The organism is Enterococcus sp. DIV0806c (assembly GCF_051710905.1).
Taxonomy (GTDB): Bacteria; Bacillota; Bacilli; order Lactobacillales; family Enterococcaceae; genus Enterococcus_B; species Enterococcus_B mundtii.
The window spans coordinates 42,405-60,850 of record NZ_JBIOLO010000002.1 but is presented as its reverse complement, the minus strand read 5'-3'; the positions used below and the strand labels follow the sequence as shown (position 1 = coordinate 60,850).

Genomic DNA, 18,446 nt, shown 5'->3' with positions numbered 1-18,446 from the left:
GAGTTTTTCTATGAAAAATAATTATCAGTCTAGTGAACTATGCGAGACGAATAGTTCACTAGTAGATGAAACTATTGGCTATATCTATTCTAAGTATTTATTTTTTGATAAGAAAAAACTGTTACTAAGATACGATAATAACCAGATGAAATTACTCTGCTCTGAAAAATATCATGAGTATTATGTTTCTCCATTTCAGAAAGTATTTGTTGATCAAAAAGATTATGAATATATATATACGACATTTACCAATGACAAACACCCCGTTCAAACCTGTGGTATCTATTTAAACAAGATTCAGGAAGAACGATTAACTCAAATTGAATTAGTTTAAACGATAATAAAATAAGAGAATAGGAGTTATAGAAATGAATTATCAAATTGAATATGATTACGAATTATATTTAGATGAACCTTTGTTATTTCCTACCATCAAAGAACTGGTAAGTATGATTTTCTTTGATGTTCGATTTGGAACAGTTTTTTCAAGTGAAAAAGCGGTAATAAAAAAGATAAAAATGGATGGCGAATATTTTTCATTATGGGAAATATTACACGTGATTTATAAGAAACAAAATCAGTGTTTAGAATTTCAATTAGACAAAAGATATAAAGAAGCATATGAAATTACTACATTTCAATTAGGGATAGGAGAAGATGAAATAAACATCAGAAAATCAAATAAACAAGAATTTGAATGGATTTTAAGCAATTGTAGTAACCATATCTATTCTGATCAGGTATTACAAACGAATCTTGTTAAGATACATCTGTTGAACGAAGTTTAAAGAGCATAAGGAAACGTGACCCCACTTTTAAAAAAAGTGGGTGGATAGGCTGTGCCTATCACGTTTCTGAAAAAAATAAATGACCCCAAATTGTTATTATAAAGGATAGTAAAAGGATAGCGAAGGATGGCAAAAGGATAGCAGTAGGATAGTGAAAAGGATAGGCTCCTTTTCACTATCCTATATTGTATTGGAGGATATTATGAATATAAAAATTAGAGATTTAGATCCAAAATTCATTTCTGAAATTGATCGAAGATGCGTAGAATTAACAAATCGAACAGGAAATAAATGGAGTCGCAATGATTATTTAAAGCTACTCGTTGAAAATGATTTTGATCGTCCTTTGATGGAATATAAACAAGAAAAGTTTGACCAGTTATTAGAAAAGTTTACAGAAATTCAAAGCTATAACACAAAGATATTAGAAGAATATGTTAGCCAAAATAATCGTATTTTAGAAATCTTAATTGAACAAAATAGAGGAAGTGAACTTTGATATGGCAAAGGTTATAGACAAACACATTTACTTTCACCAAACACATATCGATGTATTGAATGAAATTATTTCTACTCATGCAGAGGTTAAAAACTATAGTGAAGCTGTTCGGTTTTTATGTATGAATTATGATCCAGAAATGGAGAAAAAAGTAAATTCCAATCAAGCAAAGTTGAATGGAATGAGTAAGGAAATTTCTATTTTAACCGAAATGGTTTCAGAGTTTGCAGATGTTCATTTGAAAGATACAGGAATACTAATTGGTACAAACTCAACTGTTTATCAAGAAGCAAAAGAACGAGTAGAAGGGAAAATAAAAGCGAATCAAACGAAGAAATATTCTCCTAAGATCAAGAAACCAATCAATGAATCTGTTCATGCCAGAGTCGATCCGTTTGATCCAACACAGTTTTTAAAAAGATAGAAATGAAGGAGAATAATAATGACTCAATCGCCTGCAGTCATTCTCACTTGTCAATTTACTTTGCCAAATAAAAAGTCATTTTCTACTTACATTGATTATATGACAAGGGAACAAGCTCTTGAAGAAATAGAACGACGAACACCAGAAGAAGAACAGGAACTACAACGAATAAAAGGTGTATTGAATGATTTCTATATTCCTGAAGGGGAAACTTTTTCGGAGAGTAAGACGGGTAAAGAATTCAGCGAAACGTCGAATGAAGCGCAATCGTTGATGGAACATGGAATCAATTTTGACAAGTTAGAGGAACAAGATTTTACCAATTATCTTTCTTATATGACGCGCCACTATGCTTTAGAGCAAAAGAAAGAACTGACGCAAAGTGAACAAAAAGAATACCAACGCTTGAACCAAGCAATGGAAAAATATCAAATAGAACCCCACCAGAAAGCTTCAGGAAATCTTCCTGGAGTTTTTTCTATTGCTTCAGACGAAGTGAAGGGTAGTGATCTAAAGGAGATCAAACAAGTCTTTCAAAGAGGGCAACAAAAAGGCTCAATCATTTATCAAGATGTTGTCTCTCATGATCATTCGTATCTTGAAAAAATAGGCTTGTACGATCCCAAAACAGATACCTTAGATGAAGAAGGTTTGAAAGCAGCAGGAAGAAAAATGATGGAGACATTATTCGAGAAAGAGCAATTAAATGAAACAGGTTACTGGATGGCAACGATTCACCGCAATACGAAACATATCCATATTCATTTCGCAGTTGTTGAAAAAGAAAATACGCGCAAGCCGTATACTGAGATTGAAAATGGTGTGAGTTATATCGTACCGAAAGGGAAGAGAAGGCAAGCAACGTTAGACGCAATGAAAACCAATTATGTACATGAGTTAGAACGTTTTTCTTATGATAAAGATCGAATGATTGGGATGGAGAAACGAAATTTATTGACACGAAAAAGTGATTTGCGTAACACCTTAACAAAAGTAGTAAAAGAGCCAGCACGCTACGATCGACACGCCATGAAATTATTAAAGGAAGTATATGAAACCTTACCTGACAAACGTTCAGAATGGAATTATGGGGATGAAAATCGAACCAAGCTTTCACCGTACACAAGAGAGAAACTCGATGAACTAACCAAATATGTTTTAACAAAAGAACCTGGATATCAAGAATATATACAGGTTTCAAAAGCATTGAAAGAAGAAGCCAAAAGTCTTTATGGGGAAAGCAAAAGAGAAACAAAAGATGCAGAGAAAAACGCCCTGTTTGATTTGAAAAAGCGCACAGGAAATGCGATTTTAACAGAGTTGAAGAGACAGGATAGTCAAATAAAACCATTAATAGAAAGTGTCAATCAGCTACAAGCTATTTACAAGGAACGATCCTTTCAACCTCTTAAACAGCTACCAACGAATGAATACAAGTATAGTTACGAAGAGTTTATGAAACGAAGGAAACAATTTCAACAAAGAGTTGTCACGCAGCGTAGCTTGCGCCAATTAAATCGAACGATTAACGCGCATGAAGAAAAATACCGCGCAAGTAAAGCTTATGAAGAGCAACAACGAAGAATCCAAATGGAACAAGAAAGACAATAGGAGGAATAGAAATGAAACAATATTTAGATCAATGGAAAGTCATAGAAGGATCGCTAAAAAATGAACGAATCGAACAACTTCCTGATTGTTTAGAAAAAGAGCAATTGTTTCAAATCAGAAACATGTTAGAAATGGAAGGGTTTGATCCAGACGCTTTCCGCGTAGTGGAATATCCCGCACCTGGTGTGTATTGTTGCAATTATATCCACGATGGAAAATATTTTATCATTCAAGAATATGAAGGAACGCTATCGCCTTACTATACCACCTGGGAAATGAATGAAGAGGGAATCAATAACTTCCCATGTGAAAGCATTGAAAAGTCCATTTCACTCACAGAATGTTAAATAAATAGAGACGTAAAAGAGTCCTGAACGTGATTGTTCAGGACTCTTTTTTCAATGAATTGTTTTCCGCCAATTCACTGAGTGGTGCGATTCAATTTTATTATATCAAAAGAAAGTGAGATTCCAAAGAGAAGGGAGGAAGAAGAAATGACTCAGACAACGATTGGTGTTGTGGTTGAAAAAAGCAGAGATAATCTCGTTTTTGTTACAGAGATCCAAACAGGTAGAGGCTTTGTTGTCACAGACAAGAACGCACAAGCCTATCAAAGCGGCGATATTCTCACCTTAAATCTGACTACGACAATGTTTGTCGATGCGGCAGAAGATTATCCATTTATTTAGAAAGGATAAGGCAAAAGAAAGTGAACAACAAATAAAAATAATCTCGATAGGAGTGAAATGATATGAATGATTCTAATAAAAGTAATCACTCAACTGAAGAGACGATAGATTCATTTAGAGGCGATTTTTACTATTTGAGTTATCCTATAACCTATGAAGGAATTACTTATAAGAATAATGAAGCAGCGTTTCAAGCAGCAAAACTTGCAACAAATCAAACGATAGATCCTAAAACAAAATTCACTCGAAAAGATTTTACTGATATGACTGGAAAAGAAGCAAAAGAAGCTGGTAAACGTGTAGCTCTTCGTAGTGATTGGGAAAATATAAAATTACAAGTGATGAAAGACATTTGTAAAGCAAAATTCACACAAAATCAATCGTTAAAAGAAAAATTACTTCAAACTGGTCATACTCCGCTAGTAGAAAACAATTCATGGGGCGATAATTTTTGGGGAGTGAATAACAAAAATGGCGAAAATCATTTAGGAAAGATACTGATGGAAATCCGTACGGAATTAAATGAGGAGCCTGGTGAAGAAAAACAATCCCAAGAAAAGAAACAAGAACTATTAGACAATAGTCGTTTAGGAAAGTCCAAAAGAAAATTAGTCCGATTGCAAAATGAATTAAACGAACAAATTGAAAAGATGTTTGAACACCAAAGAAAGACAAATGGCCAGCCGATGAACGACAAAAGGAATGGTCACTCCTTCTTTAAGAAACAAGAACGTTTAGAAAATAAAGTGCATAGTCTGAGAGAAGAGATCAAGCAACAAGAAAAACAGGTAGAGAAACTTGAAAGACAAGAAGAGCTAAAGGAAATGGGCTATAACAAGTACGGCGGACTGGATATGACGATTGAGAATATTCCAAGAATCAAAGAAGAGATCGAACGCTTTGAAAAAGGTGAATCGACTTTTTCAGCTGTTACGATCCGAAAATACCAACGGAAATTGGAAACATTAGAACAGCTGAAAGAAAAATCAGAAAAAGGAAAAGAAAACATTCTTCCTGAAGTACAAGCGATCATTGATAGTGGACGAGTGACACAATGGAAAAAGAATCCTACCATATATTTTCTGAAAGGCTATCGAAAAGTCGCTTTAGAACTGAATGAAAACGGGGAATTTGAGGAATCTAAAAAATATCAAGCCATGTCGGAAGAGGAAAAAGTAGCTGTTCGTGAATTACTTGAAGAGGCTGCACCAACTGATTCTTTGAAGGAGAAAGAAAACGATCATTACTATCAAGTAGAATTCAACGAAAATGATCCAGAAAAAGGATTGAAAAGTTATGGTGGGGAGATCGTAACATTAGAATTGATCGATCAACTTAAAACGTTGGATAATCAATACGCCGCAGAAGCAGGTTATTATAAATTCTACTTTGAAGAAGTGAAGAACGGAGAAGTAGTAGACCAGATCCGAATGGATCTAGGAGATGGCGTCAACAGTAATCACCCGATCTATGTAGAGTTAGCTAAATTGTGCGACCAAGTACCTGAAAAGGATCAAAAACAAGCGGTTAAAAATGAACCAGTTTTACAGAACCAAACTAAGGATAAAGAGACAAAAACAAAACAGACGGGCTACCAAAAACGCTCGACAGAAGAGATTAAGCAAGAAGTCAAATCCCTTTCGCAACAGGCACTTGATGCGGTGAAAAAGCATACTCATTCACCTGAAGACGTCAAAGAACTTTTGAACTTTATGTCTCGTTTTCCCGAACGATCCTTTAGAAATCAATTATTGATCGAGGAACAATTCCCAGATGCAACGGCGTGTTTAGGACGTGGGGCGTTGAAAAAAGAAGGCATTTATATCAAAAAAGGGGAACAAGGAAACAAGATCTTTGTCAGAAAAACGGTCAAAGGATTCTATGATAAAGGACGGGGCTTTGTTCGAGAAACAGAGGCCACATTAGAAGATAAAAAAAGAATCGAAAGTGGCCAGATCGAAGTGATCAAAAAACCGTACTACACGATTGAAAAAGTATTCGATATTACGCAAACACAATTGAAACCTGAAGATTATCCGAAAATATTCCCGAACCGTGTCTTTGATTTTCAATTGGATAAAAAAGGGCAGTCGGAACTACAAGCTGGAATTCAAGCAGTAGCCAACACTATTGGGATACAAATTCGAGATATGACAGAAAGTGAAGTCTATCAAAGAGAATTAGGACAAGCACGTGGGGCGTATGTTCATAACGAATTTACTGGTGACGAAGAAATCGTCATGAATACTCGGAATAGTCCGACACAGAATTTAGCTACAAGTATTCACGAATTAGCGCATGCCAGAATGCATAAATTCTCAGAATTAGACACCGAAACAAAAGAACTCCAGGCAGAAATGACCTCTTATATTGTGTGCAAGCATTTTGGAATGGATACGTCTGAGAAAGCAATTCCTTATATTGCGACATGGACAAAGAACGGTCAGACTTTGGATGATAAAGAAGCTTCAGAACGTGGGAAAATCATGAATGATGTCAGCCGTGTCGCAAATGAATTCATTCAAACCATTTCTACGGAGATCAATCACCAAAGAGAACTAGAGATCCAACCAACAGAAGTGAAGCAGGATCATAAAAATATTGTAGAAACGGTAGAACCAAAGAATATTGTACCTATTGGTTCCCTTTGGATCGACAAGAAAGACGGGAAAGTCATGGAAGAAGATACGGGTCGAACGCTACATTTGAAGGATGCGGCGTTTATTGAAGATCCGGAGCATAATCAAGTGATTCTAAAAGGAAAAAGTTATGGAAAAGAGATCCAAACGGCGTTACCTTCAGACGAATTTGCGCTAGGCAATTTATTCCATTTTTCGCAAGAAACAGTGTCAGAAGTGGCGAAACGAAAAAATGAAATCTATTATGAACAACAAATGACCCAAAAAGAACGGGTATAAAACAAGCAAGAAAGACTATCTGAAAAATGGATAGTCTTTTTTCTTTTGGGAGGTTTAAAAATGACCGAGAAAAAAATGAGTCTTATTGATCGATGCAAGCAAATGGATATAGTGGATTTTGCTCGAAACAATGGAATGGCTGTGGTCAACAAAGGACGAGACTACCGTTTAGAGGACCATGATTCTTTTGTGTTTGATCGAAGAAAACAACGTTTTTATTGGAACAGTCAAAATATTAGTGGCGACATTATTGAATTAGCTAAAATTTTTTTCATCAACAAAGAGATTCAAGATCCTAAACAACAATTTAAAGCTGCTACTGATTTTATCCTAAAGAATGAAACCAAAACGGAACGGGTGGAAAATCTTCATTTTGAAACGGAAGAGTATAAAGATCACCCCATTGATTATCACCCACTCACTGAAAAAGGTAGAAGTTATCTGAAGGAAGAACGAAAATTACCAAGTTGGTTGATTGATTATGCGGAAAAAGAAGGATTACTTGCCGAGCTAAAACCAAAAAATGAAAGAGAAAATTATTTAGTTCGAGACGATCGATTAGATCATGCAGTCGTTTTTTTGTGGAAAGACCCACAGACGAAAGAAACGGTTGGAGCAAGTTATCAAGGAACGGTCATTGATTTTGAACGTTTTGGTGAGAGAGGTACGTATAAGCATATAGATAAAAATTCGACGGCCAATCACGGATTTAACCTTAAAAACGGTGATCCGAAACACTTAAAATTTTTTGAAAGCAGTATTGATCTGCTTAGCTACGCAGCGCTGAATCAAGACCAGTTAACTGATACGTGGTTAGTTTCTATGGAAGGTTTGAAACACCATGTGATCAGTCATTATGTCAGTGAAGCAATCACAGAACTAAGCCAGAAACAAGAATTTCCGCAGTCCATTGAAGTATGTGTTGATAACGATCGTGCGGGGCATATCTTTTATGAAAAAGAACAATTAATGGGTATTACTGATCCTTTTACCAATCAAAAAATCCGCTGTAAACGAGGCATTCCGAATGATTGGCAAGTACCCAAAGCATACAAAACAATTTATGAAAGAGCCGCAAAAGAAATTAAAGTAGATCCTGAAGCAATCATGGCTGTACACAAAACGGAGAATAATTTACAGCTAACCAATCAACTAGTGTCTGCGCACAATGTAAAAGCAACGTTTGGAAAGAGGTTGGCAGTCAATGAACAGGTAGAAGTGATTGATTTAAAGAAAGCCTGTACTACAGTAGCCAAAGAATTAAAAGCTTGTGAGCAATCTGATGGTACGTATAATTTTGATCGTTTTTATAGTAAGAAAGCGGATATGAAAGATGTGAATGCGAGTATTCTTTTTTCTTATAAGGCGGAAGAGTACTATAAGGGCTATAAAAAACATGAACATGAATTTGTGTCTGAAGTGAAAAAAGATTGGAACGATCAATTGAAGCATGAGATCCAGCAACAAGAAATCAGAAAACAAAAACGGGCCATGTTGTTTCAACAGGGCAGACAACAAGAGAGGGAGTGAAAGCTTTACTATGAAAACAGTTATTTTAGCAGAAAAACCGTCACAAGCGAAGGCTTATGCGGATAGCTTCTCTAAAGCTACCCGAAAAGATGGATATTTTGAGATCAAGGATCGATTGTTTCCAGGTGAAACTGTAATTACCTATGGTTTTGGTCATTTAGTCGAGTTAGATTCCCCTGATATGTACGATGAAAAATGGAAACAATGGTCATTAGAGGATTTGCCTATTATCCCTACGCATTATCGGTATCATGTTCCTAAAGATAAGAAAAAGCAATTCAACGTGGTGAAGCAGCAACTTCAATCGGCCGATACCATTGTTATTGGGACAGATAGCGATCGTGAAGGTGAATTGATTGCTTGGTCGATCATTCAACAAGCAGGTGCAGACCAGGGAAAAACCTATAAAAGACTTTGGATCAACTCCTTAGAAAAAGAAGCGATTTATCAGGGATTCCAGCAGTTACGAGACGCTGGAGAGACCTATCCAAAATTTGAGGAAGCTCAAGCACGTCAGATCGCTGATTGGTTGATCGGCATGAACGGTAGTCCACTATATAGTTTACTCTTGCAGCAAAAAGGCATACCAGGAAGCTTCTCCTTAGGCAGAGTTCAGACTCCAACGCTTTATATGATTTATCAGTTGCAAGAAAAGATTAGGAACTTCAAGAAAGAACCCTACTTTGAAGGAAAAGCCCAAGTAACCGCTCAAAATGGCACATTTGATGCCAAGCTTGATCCCAATGAAACCCAAGTGACGCAAGAAGCATTTGAAGCGTATTTAAAAGAAAAAGGCGTTCAAGTAGGACAACAGCCAGGCATGATTCTTGAAGTCGAAACCGAGAAAAAAAGCGCGGCAAGTCCGCGTCTTTTTTCTCTATCGAGCCTTCAGTCTAAGATGAACCAACTCATGAAAGCTAGTGCAAAGGATACGTTAGAAGCAATGCAAGGACTATATGAAGGGAAATATCTAAGCTATCCACGTACAGATACCCCTTATATCACGGAAGGTGAATATGCGTATTTGTTGGCTCACTTAGACGAATACAAGTATTTTTTAAAGGCTGAAGCAATTCCTACTCCTACTCATACACCGAATAGTCGGTATGTGAATAATAAGAAAGTCCAGGAACATTACGCGATCATTCCTACAAAAACAGTCATGTCAGCAGCGGCTTTTGAACAACTAAGTCCGCTGCAGCAGGCCATTTATGAACAAGTTTTAAAAACAACGGTGGCCATGTTTGCGGAAAAATATACCTATGAAGAAACAACGATCTTGACGCAAGTCCAGCAGCTTCAGCTAAAGGCAGTCGGAAAAGTACCAGTAGATCTAGGCTGGAAAAAGCTGTTTGGCAAAGAGAGCGACAGAAAAGAGAAGGAAGAAGAACCGCTACTTCCTAAAGTGACAAAAGGAGAAACGGTGACAGTAGATTTAGAAATCCTTGAAAAAAAAACCAAACCACCACAACCGTATACTGAAGGTACACTGATCACCGCCATGAAGACGGCTGGTAAAACTGTGGATAGTGAAGAAGCGCAATCCATATTGAAAGAAGTCGAAGGAATTGGTACAGAAGCGACACGTGCCAATATTATTGAAACCTTGAAACAAAAGGAATACATCAAGGTAGAGAAAAATAAACTCATGGTGACAAATAAAGGAATATTACTTTGTCAGGCTGTTGAAAAAGAACCGCTGTTTACGAGCGCCGAAATGACCGCCAAATGGGAAAGTTACCTATTAAAGATTGGTGAGCAAAAAGGGACACAAGATACTTTTCTAGCTAATATCCAAAAATTTATCTCTCACTTGTTGGAAGTCGTCCCAGAACAAATCCAAGCCACTGATTTTGGAGCAACGTTACAAGAGGTGAAAGTAGCCAGTGAAAAGCAAGAAGCGGCGCGTCATTTAGGATCTTGTCCAAAGTGCCAGGAAAAAGAAGTCATACTTTATCAAAAGGTGGCGGCTTGCACGTCTGAATCCTGTGATTTTAAATTATGGACAACGATTGCCAAAAAGAAACTCACAGCGATACAGCTGAAGGAGATCATTCAAAATAGCCGAACAAGCCAACCAGTGAAAGGGTTAAAAGGTCAGAAGGGTTCGTTTGAAGCAACTATTGTTTTAAAAGAAGACTTCACTACAGGCTTTGAATTTTCTGAAAAGAAAAAAACGAACTATAAGAAAAGAACACGACGCACTACAAAATAATGGAGGGTTAATTTTATGCGTAATACAACACACAAACAACAAGAAATCGAAAATCAAAAAGCCCAAATTCGTTCAGAACAAGAAAAATTACGTGCCAAAAAAACAAGACTTCAGCAATTGAAGAACCAGCAGCGGATTCAAAGAGAAATCGAATTAGATCGATAAATTCCCCTGTTGTTAATATTAAACTAACATGTTATAGTTGTGTTAGTTTAATATTAACTTTTGAGAGGGAAAGCGATGAAAGATAAAGTCAAGTGCATTTTTGAGAAATACAATGGCAACCTATCCTTGAAGGATGCTAGAAGCGAAGGATTATTGCCTATGACGTTAGATCGATTAGCTGAAAAGGATAAAATAGAAAAGGTAGCGCCAGGTTTCTATACCTTAAAGGATGCGTTCGTGGATGAATTGTATCTCGCTCAAAGTATCTATTCCAGAGGGATTTTTTCTCATGAGACTGCGCTCGATCTTTTTCAAGTCGGAACGTATATCCCTAAAAAGATCAATATGATGTTTCCTAAAGGATACAATGTATCAAAGGAGAATTTAGATCAGTATGCCATTCAACCGCATTACACGAATAAAGAAAATTTTGACCTGGGAGTCACAAAAACAGAAAGCTTTTACGGCAATAAAATTTTCGTCTATGATTTAGAGCGAACGTTATGTGATATGTGGAATCCCAGATATAAAGCAAGCGTAGAAGTAAAACAAGAAGCATTAAAAGAATATATGACAAGTACCAGTAGAAATACAAATAAGCTAAGAAGATACATGGATATTTTAAAATCACCAAAAGAAATGACTTTGTACATGTTGCCACTTTATTGAGAGGAGTAAAGGTGAATGACACCGACACAATTTAAAGCAAAAACGAGAAATTTCGCAGCAGAGAAACATTTAAATCCACAAATTGTCCAAAGATATTATATGATGGAAAAATTATTAGAATGTATCGTTGAATCGCCTTATCATGACGATTTTGTATTAAAAGGGGGATTTCTGATCGGATCAAAATACGGTTTAGAAAACCGTTCAACCGTTGATATTGATACGACTTATCGAAATTCGAAACTAACAAAAGAAAAGTTAGAAACTGTTTTTTCTGAATTAACAGCTAATCCTACAAAAGATGACATTCGGTTTGAATTAAAGGGATTAACAGAGACGAGGGAAGCCGATTATTACCCAGGTTTTCAGGCAAAGTTTATTGCTTTTCTTGAAAATGCACGTGTACCTTTTAAATTAGATATTACTTCAGGTGATTCTATTATTCCAGCAGCATTGATGTATGAACACAAATTGATGTTTGAAGATAAATCGATTCATATTCCAGCTTATCCTACGGAACAAATTCTAGCTGAAAAATTACATGCCACGTTTAGTTTTGGAAAAGATAATTCGCGCATGAAAGATTTTTATGACCTGTATATGATTCCGAAATTAGAACGTATCGATGAGAAAAATTTGTATAAGAGTGTTCAAGGAACATTCAAGGAAAGAAATAATCAATCGGTGTTTAAGCATTTGTATGATCAGGAAATGCCTCAATTGGTGAAAGATGAGGGCTTGAGAGGAAAGTGGAAAAGATACCAACAAGAAAACTATTTTGCCAAAGACATTTCTTTCGAATCTACACTAACTTCCGTTGATTCCCTGATGCAATCAATTGTAGAGCAAGAGAAAGTAGAACGAAAACAAAATTTTAAGAGATCACAACAAATGAATCAAGAAATGGAGAGATAAAAATGATCAATAATGTAACTTTAGTAGGACGATTAACCAAAGATCCAGATTTACGTTATACCGCAAGTGGTACAGCAGTGGCCACTTTTACCCTAGCTGTTAACCGTAATTTCACGAATCAAAACGGCAATCGAGAAGCCGATTTTATTAACTGCGTGATTTGGCGTAAACCAGCGGAAACAATGGCTGCATTAGCTAAAAAGGGTAGCCTAATCGGAGTTGTCGGACGGATTCAAACGCGGACTTATGACAATCAGCAAGGACAGCGTGTCTACGTGACTGAAGTTGTGGCCGATAATTTCCAATTGTTAGAAAGTAAAGCATCGACAGAAAGTCGTGCGCACCAGGGTCAATCTCAAATTAAACCAGAAACAAAAACCGTTGAACAAAATGATATAACGACAACTAATAACAACGATTTGAAGAATTTACAAAACCCATTTGATGGACAAATAATTGATATTGACGATGATGATCTACCGTTTTAGTGAGAGAAAAAAGGAGGAAGACTAGAAATAAACATTCGTTTAACGATGGATTCTATGGGATGACAGGTAACCATTGAATTTTTTGCGAAATGTTGCTATAATGAACATGAAAAAGAGGAGTTGCGCTAACAACCCCCCATTAACAGCACCGATTAAAGAACGGTGGCAGAATATTAGTTATTTGGAAATAACCGCTGACCTGCTAAAGTAGACGGTTATTTCTTTTTGTCATTTTTAAGCATATCTACAATCAAACTAATCAAAGTGATGGTAAACATACCAAAACCAAGAATGGTTTGAATTGTCTCATATGCGGACAAAAGGCTTACTCCTTTCATAGATTTTAGCACTTACATACATAAGCACCACCACCTTTCAGAAGTCGCCACCGTCTTCAAACTTTACTGTCTTGATTATTATAGCATATCTAAACTCGGTTAAAAATTCTCAATTTTAGTTGTCTTTGCTATAATTATAGTGAGGTGATCGTGATGAACAACTATGTCGGTTTACTTGATAAAATTCGAGTGATAAAAACGCAACCATTATTGGTTCGCTTTACTTTACAAACAATTCATGAATCGATTAATTGTGTAGTCGCAGATATTGAGATTGTCGATAAGTTATTAATTATGGAAGATGGTAAATACAATATTGCAGTAACCGGTCACTTCAATAAACGAAATCAGCTAGTTGTTTCTGGCATGGTTGTTAGAAATCCCGATCATTTTACACGATTGATGGGCATATAAATAAAAGAAGAGCTACAGTCCTTATTTGAGGATTGCAGCTCTTTTTGTTTTACATAGAAACAAGAAGAAATAGAAAGGCCTCTTAGGAAGGCACAAGCGCCTTCTCAATTTAAAAACCTTCTCTCACTCCAACCGCCACCGCCGTTCGAGAAAAAGCGAACGCAAAGCGTTCATAAAGAAATGGGGTCTTGCAAAGCAAGACGGATCGTAAAAGCTTCCTCTGGATGAAAGCTTTGATCCACTCCGCTGTTTCTTTATTGATTTGCCAGACCGGCAACAAGTTGCCTTTTATCACCAAAAACAGCAAGGGACAAGGGTAAAATGCACGCTACGCGCCCTTGTCCCTTGCTGTTTTAGTTGATTCATTCTGGCCAACAAATCAATAAAGAAAGAAACGGCGGAAGGTTCAAAACCTTTCCCTAAGAGGAGGCAGGGTCAACTGTGAGAGAAAAATATGATTATTGGGGTGTACCTTTTAGTGTGTTGTATCCAATACCAAATATAAGGTATAAAAGTGTACCACATCAGATTGCATGTGACTGTGGAGAAAAAGCGGATTCTATAAAATCTGTATATCGCTATCAGTGTAAGACATGTGGAAGAAAATATTCATTAGTACGTGGAGACTACATTTTAATCAAAAATGACTTGGAGGAATAAAATATGGTTCAAAAATACTATGACGAATTTGCTAAATTACCTTTGGACAAAATGGCACAAAAAATGGAAGATATGACCTTTCTTTACAATGAGACTCGTGTGCCAAAAAAACATTACAAGAAACAGCTATCAGTAGCTGTCGAGGAAATGATTGAATCTAGTGTAGAAATCAATCTGATTGAAACGTATTACCGAACTTTGGAACAGTTGAAGAAACAAAATCCAAAATGGTTGTTTCAAGCACTGGTGTGCTTGGATTCAGGTGTTAAACCGAGTGCGATTACTCCTTCCGAGTATCAGGCGTTAGAACTTACTTATGCCAAATATTCGGAGACAAAAAAAGCTAAGACAGTTTCTAATGAGTGGCTAGATTTATTTGAAAAAATCAAAGAATATGGCGCATTGTACACACTTGAATTGGAGGGAAATGAAGATGAGTGAGATTGTATATCAGTTGTCAACGGAAGATATTTGTCAATTTTTGACAAATAGGGAGCATCTAGATGAGGTAACAAGAAGAGTGAAACAGTCATTTAGTTGTATGGAAGAGTTAGGGTACTATGTAAATAGTGTGGAACAAGAACTATATAACGAGAAGCAAACGAGTGTTTTAAAAGTTGAAGCTAAGGTTAATTATTATACACTTTTACCTAAAATGGAAAATAACAGCACTCTTTTACGTTTTGAGACCGACCAGTATATCATGGAAGTATTTTTAGAGACCAATGAGTATGTAAAAAATTATATTAATTGCGTGATTCTTAGGAAAGAATACTATTCAGAAAATGACTATGTAACATTTGTAGAAAGTGGTATGGACATGGAAGAGAGAATGGAGGAATTAAACCAAAAAAAATACAATCACTTTGACTATTATTTGCTGTTTGCTCAATTTCTAACGGCCGAGACCGAATTAGCCTTGGTTTTTGGAAATGGGTACATGTTAACGGTACCTCAATCATTTCTTGATGAGTACAAAAAAGAGGTTGCAAATTCAAAGGATAATAACTCTGAAATGCGGAAAGAATTGTATGAAACATTTCATTTTGATGAGACCGAACAAATGTTAGTAGAGTTAGAGAGAAAACAAGTTGCTTATCAAATGTTTTTTTTAAAAAACAATAAATAACTTTGGTATTTATACTGAAAAGTGGAAAAGTGTGAAATAAGAGTTTTTTCAATTAGAAAATCAGGACAAGCTCTTATTTCGCACCAATCGCTCCGACCGCCCCCGCCGCTTAGGTGGTGCGAAATAAGCGGGCAAAGCCCGCTAACCTAAGAGAAAGAAGGAGATTTATGTGAACAAGATTATACCCTTACTATTAGTGCTATTTGTTGGCGAAATACTTATTTCTCATAGTGCCGCTGTGAATGTAAACTTGGTAGTATTTTTAGGAATACTGGGATTTTGTTTGGTTTTTTGGCGGTTCGTATTGGCGTTGGTCAGGTTAATAATCAAAATGATCATAACTATATTTTTTATAGGACTGTTTCGATGAGAGGAGAGAGAAGAAGTGCCGATTGCAACAGGAAACAAACGCTTACCCGTCACACTAGATGAAAATAGACAAAAAGAATTGCAGGAACTCAAACAGAAGTACGGAAAAAGTGAATCTAGGATTATGTGTATTGCGTTAGATCTATTGATCGTGCAAGAAAAAGCAGGATTTGAGGTACCAGCACTCAAAAAGTGACGTCACTTTTTATACTAAAACCTAAAAGTGATATCACTTTTTAAATAATTGAAAAGGTGGAGATAAGGTGTAAAATTATTAACTTTCGCTGCAGATGTAAACGATACGATAAAGAATTAAAATTATAATAAAGGGAATTAGATAGGTATGATATAATATCATTGTAGAAAGTTTGTGGCGGTTTGGCAAATCCAATTGAAGGAGCGTGGTGCCTATGGGCTTATTAGCTTATCGGTCGTACTCTGTAGAAAGGAAATGCCTGATTTGTTCTCATTGGATCAAATCATTGCTATTATCGGAGCAGCAGCAGTGGTAATTACTGCTATAGCGAAAGCTAGTGATTCGGTTTTGGCATGGTTAAAGTTCAAAAAAGAACAAAAAAAATAGAGCCGTCTCAACTTTTGGCAGAGTAGACAGGCTCTAAACTTGTTAAAAATGCCATCCGCTTTGAACGGACTACACTAGGGGCTACGTTAGAGCATAGCTCCTTATTTACTTAAATTATAACTCAGATAGAGATAAATTGAAATAGTTAAAGGTTAGTTTTATTCTAGAAAAGTAATCCTTTAGTAAAGAGAGGAATTTTTTATTATTCGAGTAACTCGATGTACTTTAAGTCAACGTTAACTTCTAAAAAATTAAAATTCAGATTTACAATAAGCGTAGATACATTACAGGATAGATTGATATATTTTTAATTTGACAAAAATTTCAATAATTTCAAATAATTATATGCTAGATGGAAAATAAAGAGGTGCTAAAATTGACAACAATAACTATGACAAAAAAAATAGAAGTATCTATTGATGGATCGCAAGAAGAAAAAAATTCCTTTTATGATTTTTTTTGGAAAAATAGTAGAGAATACGTAAAAGCATTGAATATGGTATATAAACAGTTGATGTTTGAAGAGTTGTTAAAAGATGCAATCAAAGAAATGGATCAAGGCTATGCGGAGAGAGAAAAAAGCATTCAAGATCGGATTGAAAAATTAGGATATAATGATCCGATAGATCAAAAGAAACTTGATAAAACGAAAGCTGAATTATCTAAACTGAGAAATGAAAAAAATAAAGAAGCGAGAGAAATATTGACGCAAGCAATAGGTTTGAAGAGTCAAACGAGAACACGAGATGTAGCTAAAAAAATGGACTTTGATTATTCGGATTTTATTGATTCTGCAAATATGAAAGCTAGTAAAGACTTTGGCAATGATTTCATTGGGATCGTATCTGGACAAAGAACACCTAGAATATATAAAAATAAAAACAAATATGGATTATTGCCGTTCAGGGGGCGAGATATTAAAATACATAAAGCAGACAAGTTTTATATTTCTTTGCCTAAAGGATTTAGGTTTAAAGTAAATTTGGGTAGTAAGCCAAGGAAAGCAAGAGATGTTGCTTCAGTTTTACAATACATTGCAAAAGGTGATTACAAATTAAATCAGAGCAATCTAATTTATGACGGTAGAAAATTATTTTTTAATCTAACAGTTTCTTTTGAAAAAAGCTATAATGAACTGGAATTCAATGAAGGTACTGAATTGATTGTAAACTTTGTAGATTTATGTAGTGGTGAATGCTTAGTTAATAATCAAACGGTAATATCCTTTGGTGATAGCCAATATATAAGGAACTTCAAAAGTAAAATTAAAGCAATAAAATCAAAAGAACAAAGCCGAGGCATATTCTCTAAGGGCGGTCATGGTCGAAAAAGGAAATTAAATCAAGATCGATGGGAAGCAATAAAGAGCAGAGAGAGTAATTTTGTTAAAACTTATAATAATCAATGTTCTGCGAAAATCGTTAAAACTGCTATTCGCAATAAAGCTCAGGTTATATGTATTGCTGAACCAGATAAAGATTATGGAGAGTGGGCTTATTATCAACTGAAAGAGCAACTAGTAAATAAAGGAAAAAGATACGGAATAGAAGTTAAAAGTATCTGAAATAAAACAATCGTTGATTTGGCAACGAAATAGTGAGGGTAAAACCACTCACTGAAGGGTAAACTCCGTCAAGTTGTGTGACCAGACGGAAGGACAAATGCTGTTAAGGTTTTAGAACCATATAAAACAGCATGGTTCTCAAATTTTTGTTTGCCTTTATTTTTGATGTTCGCGTTTTAGAACCATACAAAACAGCATGGTTCTCAAATGCAACACGGACAATAATAGCATAAATTAAGGTTTTAAAACTATACTTTCGGGTATAGGCTAATGATATAAAATCATATTTGTTTAAAATATTGATTTTTAATGTTTTTTGCTTATTTCAAAGTATTTACTAAGATTTGTGTATTAATAGTAAGCAAATGGTATAAGGTTGATAATAAAAATATATTTTTATCGCATGTATTTCTGCATTTTTTTGTCCAACAGGGTATACCCTGACGTCATTTAATTTTATTGAATAGAGCTGTAGATA

23 protein-coding genes are annotated in these 18,446 nt (G+C 35.6%); 22 read left to right on the top strand and 1 reads right to left on the bottom strand.

The window, feature by feature from the left end:
- The first annotated feature begins 10 nt into the window (after positions 1–10).
- From IGK77_RS15115 to ssb, 14 genes are all read left to right on the top strand, one after another.
- On the top strand, positions 11–334 hold the full coding sequence (locus tag IGK77_RS15115) for a hypothetical protein (protein WP_438713269.1): 324 nt from the start codon (positions 11–13) through the stop codon (positions 332–334).
- A gap of 34 nt (positions 335–368) precedes the next feature.
- Positions 369–788: a hypothetical protein gene (locus IGK77_RS15110; RefSeq protein WP_438713268.1), complete on the top strand. Its 420-nt coding sequence runs from the start codon at positions 369–371 to the stop codon at positions 786–788.
- A gap of 202 nt (positions 789–990) precedes the next feature.
- On the top strand, positions 991–1,287 hold the full coding sequence (locus tag IGK77_RS15105) for a hypothetical protein (RefSeq protein ID WP_023523813.1): 297 nt from the start codon (positions 991–993) through the stop codon (positions 1,285–1,287).
- Position 1,288: 1 nt separating this feature from the next.
- Positions 1,289–1,711: a hypothetical protein gene (locus IGK77_RS15100; protein WP_023523814.1), complete on the top strand. Its 423-nt coding sequence runs from the start codon at positions 1,289–1,291 to the stop codon at positions 1,709–1,711.
- Positions 1,712–1,729: 18 nt separating this feature from the next.
- Complete coding sequence (gene mobP2 / locus IGK77_RS15095) at positions 1,730–3,322, top strand: MobP2 family relaxase (RefSeq protein ID WP_438713267.1); 1,593 nt, start codon at positions 1,730–1,732, stop codon at positions 3,320–3,322.
- A gap of 11 nt (positions 3,323–3,333) precedes the next feature.
- Positions 3,334–3,669, top strand: coding sequence for a hypothetical protein (locus IGK77_RS15090; RefSeq protein ID WP_108145551.1), 336 nt, complete (start codon positions 3,334–3,336; stop codon positions 3,667–3,669).
- A gap of 147 nt (positions 3,670–3,816) precedes the next feature.
- The gene (locus IGK77_RS15085; RefSeq protein ID WP_023523817.1) at positions 3,817–4,011 is read left to right on the top strand and encodes a hypothetical protein; all 195 of its coding nucleotides are present in this window, start codon (positions 3,817–3,819) and stop codon (positions 4,009–4,011) included.
- 62 nt (positions 4,012–4,073) lie between these two features.
- A complete protein-coding gene (locus IGK77_RS15080; protein WP_438713265.1) occupies positions 4,074–6,929 on the top strand; it encodes an NADAR domain-containing protein in 2,856 nt (951 codons plus the stop codon).
- 60 nt (positions 6,930–6,989) lie between these two features.
- Complete coding sequence (locus tag IGK77_RS15075; protein ID WP_023523819.1) at positions 6,990–8,459, top strand: toprim domain-containing protein; 1,470 nt, start codon at positions 6,990–6,992, stop codon at positions 8,457–8,459.
- Positions 8,460–8,469: 10 nt separating this feature from the next.
- Positions 8,470–10,674: a DNA topoisomerase 3 gene (locus IGK77_RS15070; protein ID WP_438713263.1), complete on the top strand. Its 2,205-nt coding sequence runs from the start codon at positions 8,470–8,472 to the stop codon at positions 10,672–10,674.
- Between the two features lie 15 nt (positions 10,675–10,689).
- Entirely contained in the window at positions 10,690–10,839 is a 150-nt protein-coding gene (locus tag IGK77_RS15065) for a hypothetical protein (protein ID WP_438713262.1), read from the top strand.
- Between the two features lie 75 nt (positions 10,840–10,914).
- On the top strand, positions 10,915–11,508 hold the full coding sequence (locus IGK77_RS15060) for a type IV toxin-antitoxin system AbiEi family antitoxin domain-containing protein (RefSeq protein ID WP_438713261.1): 594 nt from the start codon (positions 10,915–10,917) through the stop codon (positions 11,506–11,508).
- A gap of 15 nt (positions 11,509–11,523) precedes the next feature.
- Positions 11,524–12,423, top strand: a complete 900-nt coding sequence (locus IGK77_RS15055) for a nucleotidyl transferase AbiEii/AbiGii toxin family protein (RefSeq protein WP_438713260.1) — start codon at positions 11,524–11,526, stop codon at positions 12,421–12,423.
- A 2-nt stretch (positions 12,424–12,425) separates the two neighbouring features.
- Positions 12,426–12,911 carry a single-stranded DNA-binding protein gene (gene ssb / locus IGK77_RS15050; RefSeq protein ID WP_438713259.1) on the top strand — a complete coding sequence of 162 codons (486 nt, stop codon included), beginning with the start codon at positions 12,426–12,428 and terminating at the stop codon, positions 12,909–12,911.
- A gap of 215 nt (positions 12,912–13,126) precedes the next feature.
- Here the strand turns inward: ssb and IGK77_RS15045 are convergent, their stop codons facing one another.
- Complete coding sequence (locus IGK77_RS15045) at positions 13,127–13,249, bottom strand: putative holin-like toxin (RefSeq protein ID WP_070097509.1); 123 nt, start codon at positions 13,247–13,249, stop codon at positions 13,127–13,129.
- A gap of 153 nt (positions 13,250–13,402) precedes the next feature.
- Here IGK77_RS15045 and IGK77_RS15040 point away from each other — a divergent pair, with 153 nt between their 5' ends.
- The 8 genes from IGK77_RS15040 (at position 13,403) to IGK77_RS15005 (ending at position 17,968) form a co-directional block, all read left to right on the top strand.
- Positions 13,403–13,663 (top strand): hypothetical protein, encoded by a 261-nt coding sequence (locus IGK77_RS15040; RefSeq protein WP_023523762.1) that lies wholly within the window; start codon positions 13,403–13,405, stop codon positions 13,661–13,663.
- Between the two features lie 441 nt (positions 13,664–14,104).
- Positions 14,105–14,323, top strand: coding sequence for a DNA helicase UvrA (locus IGK77_RS15035; protein ID WP_169058595.1), 219 nt, complete (start codon positions 14,105–14,107; stop codon positions 14,321–14,323).
- A 3-nt stretch (positions 14,324–14,326) separates the two neighbouring features.
- Positions 14,327–14,764, top strand: coding sequence for a hypothetical protein (locus IGK77_RS15030; protein ID WP_108145546.1), 438 nt, complete (start codon positions 14,327–14,329; stop codon positions 14,762–14,764).
- Entirely contained in the window at positions 14,757–15,452 is a 696-nt protein-coding gene (locus tag IGK77_RS15025) for a hypothetical protein (protein WP_438713257.1), read from the top strand. Before IGK77_RS15030 ends, IGK77_RS15025 begins: the two co-directional genes overlap by 8 nt.
- Positions 15,453–15,621: 169 nt before the next feature.
- The gene (locus tag IGK77_RS15020; RefSeq protein WP_438713256.1) at positions 15,622–15,822 is read left to right on the top strand and encodes a hypothetical protein; all 201 of its coding nucleotides are present in this window, start codon (positions 15,622–15,624) and stop codon (positions 15,820–15,822) included.
- A 15-nt stretch (positions 15,823–15,837) separates the two neighbouring features.
- Positions 15,838–16,017 carry a hypothetical protein gene (locus IGK77_RS15015; RefSeq protein ID WP_349521200.1) on the top strand — a complete coding sequence of 60 codons (180 nt, stop codon included), beginning with the start codon at positions 15,838–15,840 and terminating at the stop codon, positions 16,015–16,017.
- 174 nt (positions 16,018–16,191) lie between these two features.
- A complete protein-coding gene (locus IGK77_RS15010) occupies positions 16,192–16,404 on the top strand; it encodes a hypothetical protein (protein ID WP_438713255.1) in 213 nt (70 codons plus the stop codon).
- Positions 16,405–16,795: 391 nt separating this feature from the next.
- Positions 16,796–17,968, top strand: a complete 1,173-nt coding sequence (locus tag IGK77_RS15005; RefSeq protein ID WP_438713394.1) for a hypothetical protein — start codon at positions 16,796–16,798, stop codon at positions 17,966–17,968.
- Positions 17,969–18,446: the final 478 nt, after the last annotated feature.

Coding starts and splice junctions, on each gene's coding strand:
- IGK77_RS15115 (WP_438713269.1), top strand. CDS start 11: ATGAAAAATAATTATCAGTCTAGTGAACTATGCGAGACGAATAGTTCA.
- IGK77_RS15110 (WP_438713268.1), top strand. CDS start 369: ATGAATTATCAAATTGAATATGATTACGAATTATATTTAGATGAACCT.
- IGK77_RS15105 (WP_023523813.1), top strand. CDS start 991: ATGAATATAAAAATTAGAGATTTAGATCCAAAATTCATTTCTGAAATT.
- IGK77_RS15100 (WP_023523814.1), top strand. CDS start 1,289: ATGGCAAAGGTTATAGACAAACACATTTACTTTCACCAAACACATATC.
- mobP2 (WP_438713267.1), top strand. CDS start 1,730: ATGACTCAATCGCCTGCAGTCATTCTCACTTGTCAATTTACTTTGCCA.
- IGK77_RS15090 (WP_108145551.1), top strand. CDS start 3,334: ATGAAACAATATTTAGATCAATGGAAAGTCATAGAAGGATCGCTAAAA.
- IGK77_RS15085 (WP_023523817.1), top strand. CDS start 3,817: ATGACTCAGACAACGATTGGTGTTGTGGTTGAAAAAAGCAGAGATAAT.
- IGK77_RS15080 (WP_438713265.1), top strand. CDS start 4,074: ATGAATGATTCTAATAAAAGTAATCACTCAACTGAAGAGACGATAGAT.
- IGK77_RS15075 (WP_023523819.1), top strand. CDS start 6,990: ATGACCGAGAAAAAAATGAGTCTTATTGATCGATGCAAGCAAATGGAT.
- IGK77_RS15070 (WP_438713263.1), top strand. CDS start 8,470: ATGAAAACAGTTATTTTAGCAGAAAAACCGTCACAAGCGAAGGCTTAT.
- IGK77_RS15065 (WP_438713262.1), top strand. CDS start 10,690: ATGCGTAATACAACACACAAACAACAAGAAATCGAAAATCAAAAAGCC.
- IGK77_RS15060 (WP_438713261.1), top strand. CDS start 10,915: ATGAAAGATAAAGTCAAGTGCATTTTTGAGAAATACAATGGCAACCTA.
- IGK77_RS15055 (WP_438713260.1), top strand. CDS start 11,524: ATGACACCGACACAATTTAAAGCAAAAACGAGAAATTTCGCAGCAGAG.
- ssb (WP_438713259.1), top strand. CDS start 12,426: ATGATCAATAATGTAACTTTAGTAGGACGATTAACCAAAGATCCAGAT.
- IGK77_RS15045 (WP_070097509.1), bottom strand. CDS start 13,249: ATGAAAGGAGTAAGCCTTTTGTCCGCATATGAGACAATTCAAACCATT.
- IGK77_RS15040 (WP_023523762.1), top strand. CDS start 13,403: ATGAACAACTATGTCGGTTTACTTGATAAAATTCGAGTGATAAAAACG.
- IGK77_RS15030 (WP_108145546.1), top strand. CDS start 14,327: ATGGTTCAAAAATACTATGACGAATTTGCTAAATTACCTTTGGACAAA.
- IGK77_RS15025 (WP_438713257.1), top strand. CDS start 14,757: ATGAGTGAGATTGTATATCAGTTGTCAACGGAAGATATTTGTCAATTT.
- IGK77_RS15005 (WP_438713394.1), top strand. CDS start 16,796: ATGACAAAAAAAATAGAAGTATCTATTGATGGATCGCAAGAAGAAAAA.